The following is an 11,895-nucleotide window of genomic DNA, read 5'->3' on the forward strand; positions in this document are numbered from 1 at the left end:
GATTGATCCAAAGCGCCGCTCCCGGCGTTGACCGGCGATGAAGATGATCCGTTTTCCCGATGGCGCCACGGTGCCTGCGCTTGGCCAAGGCAGCTGGATGATGGCCGAACAGCCTTCGCGCCGCGCCGACGAGATCGCCGCGCTGCGCGCGGGCATCGACCTCGGCCTCACCCTGATCGACACCGCCGAAATGTATGCCGACGGCGAATCCGAGCGGCTGGTGGGCGAGGCGATCGCCGGCCGTCGCGATGCCGTGTTCCTCGTCAGCAAAGCCTATCCACAGAACGCTTCGCGCGCGCGGCTGGCGCAGGCCTGCGAGGCGAGCCTCGCCCGGCTCGGCACCGATCGGCTCGATCTCTATCTGCTGCACTGGCGCGGGGGCGTGCCGCTCGCCGAGACGGCGGCGGCGATGGAAGCGCTGGTCGCCGCGGGGAAGATCCTGCGCTGGGGCGTCAGCAACCTCGACACCGACGACATGGCCGAGCTGGTCGCAAGCGGCGGCGCCGCCTGCGCGACCGACCAGATCCTCTACAACCTCAGCCGGCGTGGGCCCGAGCACGATCTGGCGCCATGGCTCGCCGACCACGGCATGCCGCTGATGGCCTATAGCCCGATCGAGCAGGGCCGGCTGGTCGGCGACAAGGCGCTCGGCGAGATAGCCTCGGATCGTGGCGCGTCGCCGGCGCAGGTCGCTCTCGCCTGGCTGCTCGCGCGCGACGGCATCATCGCGATTCCCAAGGCCGGCACCGCCGCGCATGTCCGCGACAACCGGGCGGCGGCCGATCTGGTGCTGACCGCCGACGACCTTGCCCGGCTCGACCAGGCCTTTCCGCCGCCGTCGGCGCCCGTCCCGCTCGAGATGCTGTAGGCGGCGTCGGCTCAGCGGCTCCGGCGCGAAAGATCGTAGACGCCGCCGACCTCGGCGGCGACGAAGCGGTCCGGCGCCAGACCGCTGGCGGCGACGGCGGCCGCCAGCGCGTCGCGCGGCGCCTCGCGGGCCTCGTCGGTGAGCTGGAAGGTACCCCAGTGGATGCCGAGCGCCCGGCCGGCATCGACATCGGTCATGATCCGCACCGCTTCCGCCGGATCGACATGCTGAGCCGCCATGAACCAGCGCGGCTCATAAGCGCCGATCGGGATCAGCGCGGCGTCCGGCGATCCCAGCCGCTCGCGGACCTCGGCAAAGATGCGGCCGTCGCCATAGCCGGTATCGCCGACGAACCAGATCGATCCTGCCGGCGTATCGAGATAATGGCCGCTCCACAGCATCATCCGCGTGTCGCTGGGCCAGCGGTTCGACCAATGATACGCCGGGGTGAGCGTGGTCGCGATTCCCTCGCCCAGCGGCAGCCGGTCCCACCAGTCGCCGCTGACGCAGCGGGCCTGCGGAATCGCCTTGCGCACGACCGCGTCATTGCCGATCGGCATCGCCATCAGCGGGGCATCGCGCTCGTGCAGCCGGCGCAGCGTCGCGAGGTCGAGATGATCGTAATGGCCGTGGCTGAGCAGCACGGCGTCGATCCGCGGGAGATCGTCGAACGCGATACCCGGAGCGGTGACGCGCTTGGGGCCGACGGCACGGAACGGGCTCGCGCGCGGCGACCACACCGGATCGGTGAGGATGTTTACCCCGGGCGCCTGGATCAGCAGCGAGGCATGACCGACCATGGTGACGCGCAGACCGTCTACCCGCGCCGCGGGTCGCGCAGGCACCACCGGCACCGCCGCCGGCCAGCGCTGCGCCGCGCCGGCCAGCTTCCACCGCAGCAGCGCGCGAAGACCGCGATCGGTGGAGGGCTGGCCGGGGTTGAAGAAACGGGTGCCGTCGAAATGATCGCTCGGCGGCCCCTGATAGTAGCGATTTCGTGCCATGCCGCCGCCGTAGCGAACCGGGGTGGCGGCGGCGAGCCCCGCGGGGTTCAGCCCATCGACGCGAGATCGAGCGTGCCCATCGCGCGGAGCAGCGCCGCCTCGCCGGTGAGCAGATCGCTGCGCGCGCTGGCGAGCGACAGCTGGGCGCCGCGCAGGCTTTCGTCGGCGATCAGGATGTCGAGCGTGGTGCGCAGGCCGACGGCATATTCGGCCTTCACGCCCGCCAGCGCGCGATCGGCGGCGGCGACGGCCTGGGTGTTGGCCTCGACCCGCGCCCGCGCCGCCGCGACATTCGCCCAGGCGGTGTCGGTCTGCCGGATCACGTCGCGCGAGACGGCATCGACATCGTAGCGGGCGGCGCGGGCGTTGGCGGTCGCCTCGCGCACCTGTGACGGGACTAGCCCGCCGGTAAGCAGCGGCAGCCGGAAGGTGAGCCCCGCCGCGGTGTCGCTGACATAGCCGCCGCCGGCCTGGCCGATGGCGACGCCATAGCCATAGCTTGCGCCGAGGCCGAGGCTGGGCGCGCCGTTGCTGCGAGCGACACCGATCCGCGCTGCTGCCGCGGCCTGCGCTGCCTGCGCTTGCCGGTAGACCGGATTGGCCTCGACCGCGCGGGCGCGGGCCTGTTCGATGGTCGGCGGCAGCCCGGCGAGCGTCGCCGGTGGCGGCGCCAATCGCCCCGCGTCGCGGCCGACCACCGCGCGATAGGCGGCGCCGGCGGCGGCGAGCGCCGCCTGCGCGCTCGCCTGGGTGGCGGCGGCGGTGGCGCGCTGGGCGACCAGCCGCGACACGTCGGTCTGGGTGCCGGTGCCGAGATCGAAGCGCGCCTTGGCCTCGGCGACCTGATTGTCGAGCAGCTGGATATCGGCATCGACGATCGCCGCCGACTCCTGCTGGAACAGGAGATCGGCATAGGCCGCGACGACATCGCTCAGCACCCCGGCGGCGACGTCGCGCACGCCTTGCGCGCCCGCCGCGACATCGGCGTCGGCAGCGCGGACCGCGGTCCGCACCCGCCCGCCGGTCCAGATCGGCAGCGACGCCGACACCGTCCCGGTCGCGCTCTTGCCGCCGTTGAAGCGGTCGTAGCCGCCCAGCGCCCCCGCCTCGCCGGTCAGCCGGCCCTGTGCGCGGGCTTGCTCCGGCGCTTCGGCGAGCGCGTCCTGCCGGGCCTGCGCCGCGGCGAGGCTAGGGTTGGTCGCCACCGCCGCGCGCACCGCGTCCGCTAAGGTTTCCGCCGCGGCGGGCGGCGCGAGCAGCAGCGCGCCCGCGAGCAGCCAGCGGCTATTCATGGCGCAGCGCCCAGGCCGGGGTCGCCCGCGAGGCGCGGATCGACTGGGCGAGCACGGTCGCCACCGCGATCACCAGGGCGATCACGCTCGCCGCGACGAAGAACAGCGGCGACAACGCGATACGGTCGTCGAACCCTGCCAGCCAGGTGCGCATCGCCACCCAGGCGAGCGGCCAGGCGAGCACGTTGGCGATCAGCACCGGCCGCAGGAATTGACCGACGAGCAGCTTGACGACATCGCCCGACGAGGCGCCCAGCGTCTTGCGGATGCCGATCTCGCGTACCCGCCGGGCGACGGTGAAGGAGGCGAGCCCCCACAGGCCGACGCAGCCGATCGCGACCGCCAGCCCGGCGCCGATCGCGAACAAATTCGCCATGCGGTCGTCCGCCTGGTACAATTTGTCGAGTGCCTGCACCGTGGTGCGCGAGTCGAACGGCACCTCGGGCGCCTCGCTCCGCCACGCCTGGCGGGCGGAGTCGGTGAACGCCTTGGCATCGCCGCTGAACCGGATCATCGCCACCGCGGAGGTCGGCGCGGCGACCGTGAACAGGTAGGCGGTGGGCGAGACCTTATCGCGTGGCGAGTAGATCCGCATGTCCTCGATCACGCCGATGATCGTCCGCGGTGTCTCGATGCCCACCGTCTTCCCGATCGCCGCCTGCGGGCTGGCGAAGTGGAAGGTGCTGACGGCGCTGCGGTTGACCACGATGTTGGCCGGCTGCTTCTCGCTGCCGTCCACCCCGGGCTTGGCCGGGTTGATGTCGGCGGGACGCGAGGGATCGAACAGCCGCCCTGCAAGCAGCTTGGCGCCGAGCACCTCGAAATAGCCCGGCATCGTGTCGAACCGCTCGATCGCCGGCCCCGGCCCGGTGGTGCCGGGCAACGGATAGCTGGTGGTGGAGACGAACAGCCCCCGTCCCGGCACCGAGGTGCCGGCGCTGACGCCGCGCGCGTTGGGCAACGCGGCGAAGCGGTGGAGCAGCGATTCGCGCTGCGCCGCATTGAGGCTGTCGCTGCCGAACGAGCGGACGAGCAGCAGCTGCTGGCGATCATAGCCGACATCGGCGCTGCGGACGTGGTGGGTCTGCGACACCAGCACCAGCGTGCCGACGATCAGCGCGATGGTGACGGTGAACTGGAAGACGACGAGCGCCTCGCGGATCCGTGCCCCTGCGCGGCCACCGCCCGGCGACCGCGCCGAGGCGAGCACCGCGGCGGCAGGCACTCGCGACAGGATGACCGCCGGGTAGAGGCCGGCGAGCACGCCGACGACCACCGCCAGCAGTGCGAGCGGCAGCAGCACGCCGTTCGAGCCGGTGTAATGGATCGCCAGCTCGAGCCCGGTCGCGGCATTGACCAGCGGCACGCCGAGTTCGGCGAGCGCGAGCCCGAACACCGCGGCGATCAGCGCGGTGGCGATCGCCTCGCCGACGAAGTGTCGCAGCAGCGTGGCGCGGTCGGCACCCAGCACCTTGCGCATGCCCACCTCGCGGGCGCGAAGACCCGCACGCGCGGTGGCGAGATTCACGTAATTCACGATCGCGACGATCAACGTCAGCAGCCCGATGATGCCGAGGGTGGTGACCATGAGAACCGCGCCCGGCGTTTCGAAATGCGTGTCGGTGATCCGCCGCAACGCCAGCGTCACCCCGAACTCGTCGTTACCTGGGGTCTCGGTCTTGACGTGGCGTGCGACGACACCCGGCAATGCCGCCGATAGGCGCGACGCAGCCGCCGCGTTCGGCAAACGGACATAGGTGGACGGCCCGCCGTAATTCCACTGGTGGTTCGACTGATAGGAAGGATCCTTAATGTCCTGGGAGATCACGAACGGCGCGAGCAGGTCGAAGTCGAGATCGGTGTCGGCGGGGAGGTTGTCGATCACCGCGGCGACGCGATAGGCATAACGCTTGCCCTCGAACGTCACCGCCAGCGGCGCGCCGATCGGCGAGGCCGTGCCGAAATATTTGGTCGCCGTACGCTCGGTGATGACGATCTGGGTGGGATCGACGAATTTCGCCGGCAAGCTCCCCGCGATCGCGTGCAGGGGGAAGATCGTGAACACGTCGGGATCGGCAAGGTTCATCTTCTCGCGGATGCCAACGCCATCCTTGACCACCGCGGCGTCCTCGCGAACCAGCCGCGTGCCGACGGTGTCGGGCAGGTCGCCCTTGATTGCGGTCCAGGCCGCGACCGGCGTCGATTGCCGCGCGCGGATGCTGTTGGTCTCGTCGTTGGTCTGGCTCTCGATCAGGTAGATCTGGTCGTGGCCGGGCAGCCAGCGCTCATAGCCGGTCTCGAACCGCACATAGAGCGCGAGGACCAGGAACACGGCGACGCCAAGCGCGAGCCCGCCGATGTTGAGCGCGGCATAGAGCTTGTGGCGGGTCAGCGAGCGCCAGAAGCTGACGAAGGCAAAGCGGTTCATGCGTGGGGCCCTTCAGATCTGGCGCGCGACGGAGGCGACGACGCGCCCGTCGAGCATGTCGATGCGGCGGCCGACCATGTCGGCGTGCGCGGGGCTGTGCGTGACCATGACGATGGTCGCGCCGGCGGCGTTGAGGCTTTCGAGGATGCCCATCACCTGCGCGCCGTTCTCGGTATCGAGGTTGCCGGTCGGCTCGTCGGCGAGGATCAGCTTGGGATCGCCGACGATGGCGCGCGCGATCGCCGCGCGCTGCTGCTGGCCGCCCGACAGCTGGTGCGGAAAGTGGCGCGCGCGGTGCGAGATGCCGACTCGGTCCATCGCCGCCTCGATCCGGCTGCGGCGATCACCGGTGCCGTCCTTGCGATAGGTGAGGCCGAGCTCGACATTTTCGGCGATCGTCAGTTCGTCAATCAGGTTGAAGCTCTGGAACACGAAGCCCAGGGTGCGCGCGCGAAACTGGGCGAGCGCCGTCTCGCTTTCGGCGGCGAGATCGCGGCCGTCGAACAGGTAGCGCCCGCCGGTCGGCCGATCGACCGTGCCGAGCGTGTTGAGCAGCGTCGACTTGCCGCAGCCCGACGGGCCCATGATGGCGACGAACTCGCCCGCGGCGACATGGAGGTTGATATCGGCGAGCGCAGTGGTCTCGACCGAATCGGAGACGTAGCGGCGCTGGATGCCGTCCAGGGTGATCATGATGTGCGGACCTTCACTTGAGGTTGATCGAGGCGGCCTTGTTGAAGCCGCTGGTATCCGAGGTGACGATGCGTTCGCCGGCGGCGACGCCCGAGAGGATCTCGACGCGGTCGGCGTTGCGCCGACCGATGCGGATCGTGCGTCGCACCGCATGGCTGCCGCTGGCGTCGAGCACATAGGCCGCGGCGCCGCCGTCGCTGTCGAGCCAGCCGCCGATCGGCGCGACGATCGCGGGGCGCGCGGCGCCGAGCGTGATCCGCGCATCGAGCGACTGGCCGCGATTGAGCCCGCGCGGCGGCACGCCACTGAAGCCGAGTTCGATGCGGAAGCGGCCGTCGGTCACTGCCGGCAGCACCTTGGTGACGACGAGGTGCAGCGATCCGTCGCTGCCGCTCGCCTGCTGGCCGACCTGGACGCGGCCGAGGAAATATTGATCGACGTCGGCGACCAGCTTCCACGATCCCTCGCTGTCCACCTGCCCGGCCGGGTCGCCGGGTTTCAGCGCCTGGCCCGGCTGGATGGTGAAGTTGGTCAGCCGCCCCGTCACCGGCGCGCGCAAGGTCAGCGCGTCGAGCCCGTCGCGCACCGCGGCAAGATTGCTCGACAGCCGCGCCCGCGTGTCGGCGAGGCGGCTCGCCTGCAGCGTCGCGATGCGGCGTTCGGCGCCCTCGGCGGCATGGAGCTGCGCCACCCGCTGGCGCTGGTAGGACGCCTCTTCCTCATAGCTCTTGAGCCCGGCATCGGAGACGAAGCCCTTGTCGTGAAGCTGCTGGCGGATGCCGAGGTCGCGCCGCGCCTTGATCAGATCGTAATCGGCGCCGGACACCTGGGTGTCGCGATCGCGCGAACCGCGCTCAAGCGTCAGATCCTCGCCGGACACCTGGCCAAGCTGGCTGGCGATCGCCGCCTCGCGGGTAAGAATATCGAGCTTCAATTGCGGATTAGCGAGCGTCGCCAGCGGCTGCCCGGCAACCACCGCCACGCCATCCTGGACGATCAGCCGTTCGACCTGGCCGCCGGAGACGACGCCGACCAGCGTCGTCACCTTGGGCGCGACGGTAGCGCGGACGGGCACGGCATCGTCGAACGGCGCGCGCGTCACCGCGGCGCTCTCGACATCGGCGAGCGCGACATCGGTGGAATGGGCGGACGGCACCAGCCGCCAGACGAGCAGCGCGACGATGATCGCGGCGACCACAGCAGCGGCGAGCCCGAGGCGGCGACGCGACAGCCGCGGCGTGTCGATCCGCCGGTCCATGGTCGCGCCGCTGATCGAGGGGGAAGTCACGTAACGCTTTCCTTGTGCGAGTGTCCGGATCCGGACGCGGACTGTCCAGCGGCGGACAGTCCGCGAGGCATCGGCTCAGCCGCGGGCATCGAGACCGGCACCGCGGCGCGCCTGTTCGATTGCCGCTTGCCGGCAGGCGAGCTCGGCCATCGACAGGCTGGCGCCGCTGACGGTGCACACCTGATCCGCCGCGCGCGAGGCACGGGCCGCGAAGCGGGCGCGATCGGCGGGGTTGCCGAGATCGAGGTCGCCGAACTTGACGACCGCCTGACGGAGATCGCTCGGGCGGGTGGCCGTGGCATGGGCGGGATTGGCGAAGGCGACGAGGCTGGCGGCGCCGGCGATGCTCAGGACCGAGCAGACGAGGCGTTGACTGTTCGAGATCATGACGGGATCCTTTCCGTCGGCGTCCATGCCGACCAGCCTTCATCAGCATGGACCGTGCCAACCCTGCCAACCCGTTGATAATGTGCGGATCTGCACAAATCGGTGGTGAGCGACACGACCGATCCCTTGCCCATCGCCGGACAGATGTGTCCACGACCGGACACCCGGTGGACACACGGCGCCCGCTGGCACGTATCTTGATTGTAGCGCGGACATGACCAAAGCTGCTTCGATGCCCGCTCCGCCGCCGTTCGCCCGCTGCCTCGTCGTCGATGATGACGAGGATATCCTGTTGTCGGCGCGGCTGTTGCTTGCGCCGATGTTTGCCGAGATCACCACCACCATGTCGCCGGCCGAGGCGGTGGCGATGATGACGCGTACCCCGGTGGACCTGGTGCTGCTCGACGCCAATTTCACGCGCGGCGCCACCGATGGCGCCGAGGGCTTTGCCTGGCTGGCGCGAATGATTGCCGCCGACCCTGCCGCCGCGATCGTGATGATCACCGCGCACAGCAGCGTCAGCGTCGCCGTCGCCGCGATGAAGCATGGCGCGACCGACTTCGTCTCCAAGCCCTGGAACAACGATCGCCTGCTGGCGACGGTGCGCAACGCCGCCTCGCTCGGCCGGTCGCGCCGCGGCAACGGCACCAAGGCTCCTGCGGCGACGGCCGCTTCGCCGCTGCTCGGCGGCTCGCCGGCGATGGCGCGGGTCCAGTCGCTGATCGAGAAGGCGGCACCGACCGACGCCAATGTGCTGATCCTCGGCGAGAACGGCACCGGCAAGGAACTGGTCGCGCGCGAGCTTCATCGCCTGTCACGCCGCGCCGCCCGCGAGATGGTAACGGTTGATGTCGGCGCGGTCGCCGAAACGCTGTTCGATTCCGAGCTGTTCGGTCATGTGAAAGGCGCCTTCACCGATGCTCGCGCCGACCGCGTCGGCCGCCTTCAGGCCGCCGACGGCAGCACGCTGTTCCTTGACGAGATCGGCAATCTGCCGCTGCATCTCCAGCCCAAATTGCTCACCGCGCTCGAACAGCGCCGCGTGACGCCGGTCGGCTCGAACAAGTCGATCCCGATCGACGTCCGCGTCATCTCCGCGACCAACGCCGCGGTCGACGATGAACGCTCATTCCGCCAGGATCTATTGTTCAGGCTCAACACCGTCGAGATCGAACTGCCCAGCCTGCGCGAGCGGCGCGAGGATATCCCGCTGCTGCTCGATACCTTCCTCGCCGAAGCGCGGGCGCGCTACGACAAGCCGGATCGGCACCTGCCCGCCGATCTGCTCGCGGCGCTGGTCGCGCACGACTGGCCCGGCAACGTCCGCGCGCTGCGCCACGCTGCCGAGCGCGCGGTGATCCTCGCCGAGGGACCAAGCTATACCGCGGACGACTTCCCGCTCGGCCGGACCGCGACGCCGCCGGTCGCGCCGGCGTCGCCGACACCGGCCTCTCCTGCCACCGACGATCTAAACCTCGATCGCGTCGAGCGGCAGGCGATCGAGCAGGCGCTGAAGAAACACGCGTTCAACATCTCCACTGCCGCGAGCGAGTTGGGGCTGTCGCGCGGCACGCTGTATCGGCGCATGGAGAAGCACGGTCTTTAGGCGCCGCTTTGCGCTGCGCCTCGCCGGCCGGGTGGCGCTGCTGCTGGCGGCGCTGGCGGCGGCGAGCCTGCTGTCCGCTTACGGGCGGGCGCCAACGGCGATGCTGCTGGCGTTCGCCTTTGCCGCGATCCTCACCGTCAGCCTGTGGCGGCTGGTCGCCGAGAGCAACATTGAGCTCGCGCGGTTCGTCGCTGCGCTCGACCGCACCGATCTCAGCCAATCGTTCGCCTGGGCAGGACGAGGCGCCGGTTTCGATCGGCTGGGCGACGCCTATGAGCGCGCGCTGGCGCGGCTCCGGCGCGAACGCGCGAGCGGCCTGGAAGCGACGACCTTTGCCGCCGCCCTCGCCGATGGTGCGCCGACGCCGCTGCTGGTGATCGGCCCGGGCGAGGCGCTCGTCCTCGCCAACAAGGCCGCGCGCCGCCAGTTCGGCCGCGGCGCGCCGACCAGTCTTGCCGCGCTCGCGTCGTTCGGCGGGCCGTTCGTCGAGCTGTTGCGCGGCGCGGGGCCCGGTCCGAGCCGGCTCGGCCGCATTCTCGCCGACGGGCTGTCGCAGCGCGTGGTCGTCGATACCACCGTGATCGAGACCGGGGGCGAGCTCAGGCGGATCGTCGCGGTCAAGGTAATCCAGGCCGAGCTCGACGGCGCCGAGCTGGCGGCGCAGATCGATCTGGTGCGCGTCCTCACTCATGAGATCATGAACTCGCTGACTCCGGTCACCTCGCTCGCGGCGACGGCCAAGCGGCTGCTCGACGGACTCGAGGACGATGGCAACCAGGGCGCCGCCGACGCCCGGCTGGCGGTGGATGCGCTGGCGCGGCGCGCGGGGGAGCTCGAGCATTTCATCGAGACCTACAAGGGGTTCAGCGAGGCGCCGGCGCTGCGCCGCGCGCCGATCGACATTGCCGACTGGCTGGCGCGCACCGCGGCGATCCACCAGGCCGGGTGCGACGGCACGCCGGTGACGCTCGATATCGCCGCGGGACTGCCGCGGCTCGACGGCGATGGCGCGCTGCTCACCCAGGTGCTGCTCAACCTCTTGAAGAACGCCCATGAGGCGACCGCGACGATGCCCACGCCCGAAATCCGGCTGGTTGCCACGACCGCCGGCGCCGGCCACCTGCGCATCGCGGTGATCGACAACGGCCCGGGCATCCCTGCGCCGCTCGCCCGCGAGGTGTTCCTGCCGTTCTTCACCACCAAGCCTCAGGGCAGCGGCATCGGGCTCAGCTTCGCGCGGCAGATCGTGCTGCTCCACGGCGGCCAGATCGGCGTCGCCGCCGGGCTGCCCAACAGCATCGAGGTGTCGCTGCCGCTCTAGCGCGCGCCGGCGTTCCACCGACCCTGCCCGAGCCGTTCGCCCTGAGCGTGGCGACGGGATGAGTTCCACCATGCTTCGACAGGCGCGGCACGAACCGTTCGGCTGAGAACATCGCCGTCGCAGCGCTGATCGACCGGTTTCGCGATGGCCAGTTCGTGACGCTGCGGATGACCGCGGGCATATACCACCGCTTTCACGCCCCCGCCGAGCTGCGGGTGGATGGCTGGCGTCACCTATCTGGCCGGCGACGGCTGTAACGTGACCCCGATCGCGCTGAAGCGGGTCGAGCGCTTGTTCTGCCGCCACGAGCGCGCGGCTGCTTGGCCGATGCCGGGTCAGCAGCAGACCCCGCGCTCCTCCTTCGTCATGCTGAACTCGTTTCAGGATGACGGTGCGTCGTTGCAGCGGGGCGAGGCGGCCCGGTCCTCATCACCCGATCCGGGCGCTGTCCATGATCGCGGTCGCGCGGGCGAGGCCGGTGTCGAAATAATGGAGCGCTGGCGCCGCATAGGTGATCAGGTACAGCTTGCCGCCGACCACGCGCCCGCGCGCCTCGCCGCGGCGGACGAGCTCGCCCTTAGTGTAGCGGAACCGCAGCCGAAATCCCTGATCGCCCGCAAAGGCGGCGGGCGCCACCGTCTCGACGACAAAGTCCGGCGCGCTCTCGGTAATGCGCAGCGTGCGCTCGATCAGCTCGGCGATCTCCGGCGCTCGCATCGCCGCCCTGAACTTCGGCAGCGGCTCGCGCTTCTTGTTGTGCTCACGGGCGAGCGGTTCGCCAGGCGCGATGCCGGCGAAGAAGTCGAGGCGGTTGAGCAGCGGCCCGTCGAGGCTCCACACTTCCTCCCTCTTGATCGGCCGCTTGGTCCAGCGGTTCCAGCCGGGATCGGCGGTGACGCTGAGCGTCGACCCGGCGACGGCGACACGCGCCGGCGCGACCTCCTTCCATCGTGCGCCGGCGGGGACGGCGAGCAGCAGCGCCAGCGCGCAGGCGATCGGACGCGTCAT

General features: G+C 70.5%; 11 protein-coding genes. 4 read left to right on the plus strand and 7 right to left on the minus strand.

Going from position 1 to position 11,895, the window contains the following annotated elements; all coding sequences use genetic code 11:
* The first annotated feature begins 37 nt into the window (after positions 1-37).
* On the plus strand, positions 38-868 hold the full coding sequence (locus AC07M8_RS13510) for an aldo/keto reductase (RefSeq protein ID WP_495174844.1): 831 nt from the start codon (positions 38-40) through the stop codon (positions 866-868).
* 11 nt (positions 869-879) lie between these two features.
* Here the strand turns inward: AC07M8_RS13510 and AC07M8_RS13515 are convergent, their stop codons facing one another.
* The 6 genes from AC07M8_RS13515 to AC07M8_RS13540 form a co-directional block, all read right to left on the minus strand.
* Entirely contained in the window at positions 880-1,872 is a 993-nt protein-coding gene (locus tag AC07M8_RS13515; RefSeq protein WP_495174845.1) for an MBL fold metallo-hydrolase, read from the minus strand.
* 47 nt (positions 1,873-1,919) lie between these two features.
* Positions 1,920-3,164, minus strand: a complete 1,245-nt coding sequence (locus AC07M8_RS13520) for a TolC family outer membrane protein (protein ID WP_495174846.1) — start codon at positions 3,162-3,164, stop codon at positions 1,920-1,922.
* On the minus strand, positions 3,157-5,592 hold the full coding sequence (locus AC07M8_RS13525; RefSeq protein WP_495174847.1) for an ABC transporter permease: 2,436 nt from the start codon (positions 5,590-5,592) through the stop codon (positions 3,157-3,159). Before AC07M8_RS13525 ends, AC07M8_RS13520 begins: the two co-directional genes overlap by 8 nt.
* 12 nt (positions 5,593-5,604) lie before the next feature.
* On the minus strand, positions 5,605-6,285 hold the full coding sequence (locus AC07M8_RS13530; RefSeq protein WP_495174848.1) for an ABC transporter ATP-binding protein: 681 nt from the start codon (positions 6,283-6,285) through the stop codon (positions 5,605-5,607).
* Between the two features lie 13 nt (positions 6,286-6,298).
* The gene (locus tag AC07M8_RS13535) at positions 6,299-7,573 is read right to left on the minus strand and encodes an efflux RND transporter periplasmic adaptor subunit (protein ID WP_495174849.1); all 1,275 of its coding nucleotides are present in this window, start codon (positions 7,571-7,573) and stop codon (positions 6,299-6,301) included.
* Between the two features lie 75 nt (positions 7,574-7,648).
* Positions 7,649-7,960: a UrcA family protein gene (locus AC07M8_RS13540; protein WP_495174850.1), complete on the minus strand. Its 312-nt coding sequence runs from the start codon at positions 7,958-7,960 to the stop codon at positions 7,649-7,651.
* 214 nt (positions 7,961-8,174) lie between these two features.
* Between AC07M8_RS13540 and AC07M8_RS13545 the strand changes: the two genes are divergently transcribed.
* From AC07M8_RS13545 to AC07M8_RS13555, 3 genes are all read left to right on the plus strand, one after another.
* On the plus strand, positions 8,175-9,566 hold the full coding sequence (locus AC07M8_RS13545) for a sigma-54-dependent transcriptional regulator (protein WP_495174851.1): 1,392 nt from the start codon (positions 8,175-8,177) through the stop codon (positions 9,564-9,566).
* 31 nt (positions 9,567-9,597) lie between these two features.
* Complete coding sequence (locus tag AC07M8_RS13550) at positions 9,598-10,887, plus strand: sensor histidine kinase (RefSeq protein ID WP_495174852.1); 1,290 nt, start codon at positions 9,598-9,600, stop codon at positions 10,885-10,887.
* A 167-nt stretch (positions 10,888-11,054) separates the two neighbouring features.
* Positions 11,055-11,144, plus strand: coding sequence for a hypothetical protein (locus tag AC07M8_RS13555; protein WP_495174853.1), 90 nt, complete (start codon positions 11,055-11,057; stop codon positions 11,142-11,144).
* Positions 11,145-11,316: 172 nt separating this feature from the next.
* On the opposite strand, the gene AC07M8_RS13560 is transcribed toward AC07M8_RS13555, so the two are convergent.
* Complete coding sequence (locus AC07M8_RS13560) at positions 11,317-11,895, minus strand: hypothetical protein (protein WP_495174854.1); 579 nt, start codon at positions 11,893-11,895, stop codon at positions 11,317-11,319.

This window comes from Sphingomonas sp. GW821-FHT09E03, assembly GCF_059416225.1.

What these genes read in the sequence shown, in the direction of transcription:
- AC07M8_RS13510 (WP_495174844.1), top strand. Translation starts at nt 38, where the DNA reads ATGAAGATGATCCGTTTTCCCGATGGCGCCACGGTGCCTGCGCTTGGC.
- AC07M8_RS13515 (WP_495174845.1), bottom strand. Translation starts at nt 1,872, where the DNA reads ATGGCACGAAATCGCTACTATCAGGGGCCGCCGAGCGATCATTTCGAC.
- AC07M8_RS13520 (WP_495174846.1), bottom strand. Translation starts at nt 3,164, where the DNA reads ATGAATAGCCGCTGGCTGCTCGCGGGCGCGCTGCTGCTCGCGCCGCCC.
- AC07M8_RS13525 (WP_495174847.1), bottom strand. Translation starts at nt 5,592, where the DNA reads ATGAACCGCTTTGCCTTCGTCAGCTTCTGGCGCTCGCTGACCCGCCAC.
- AC07M8_RS13530 (WP_495174848.1), bottom strand. Translation starts at nt 6,285, where the DNA reads ATGATCACCCTGGACGGCATCCAGCGCCGCTACGTCTCCGATTCGGTC.
- AC07M8_RS13540 (WP_495174850.1), bottom strand. Translation starts at nt 7,960, where the DNA reads ATGATCTCGAACAGTCAACGCCTCGTCTGCTCGGTCCTGAGCATCGCC.
- AC07M8_RS13545 (WP_495174851.1), top strand. Translation starts at nt 8,175, where the DNA reads ATGACCAAAGCTGCTTCGATGCCCGCTCCGCCGCCGTTCGCCCGCTGC.
- AC07M8_RS13555 (WP_495174853.1), top strand. Translation starts at nt 11,055, where the DNA reads ATGACCGCGGGCATATACCACCGCTTTCACGCCCCCGCCGAGCTGCGG.
- AC07M8_RS13560 (WP_495174854.1), bottom strand. Translation starts at nt 11,895, where the DNA reads ATGACGCGTCCGATCGCCTGCGCGCTGGCGCTGCTGCTCGCCGTCCCC.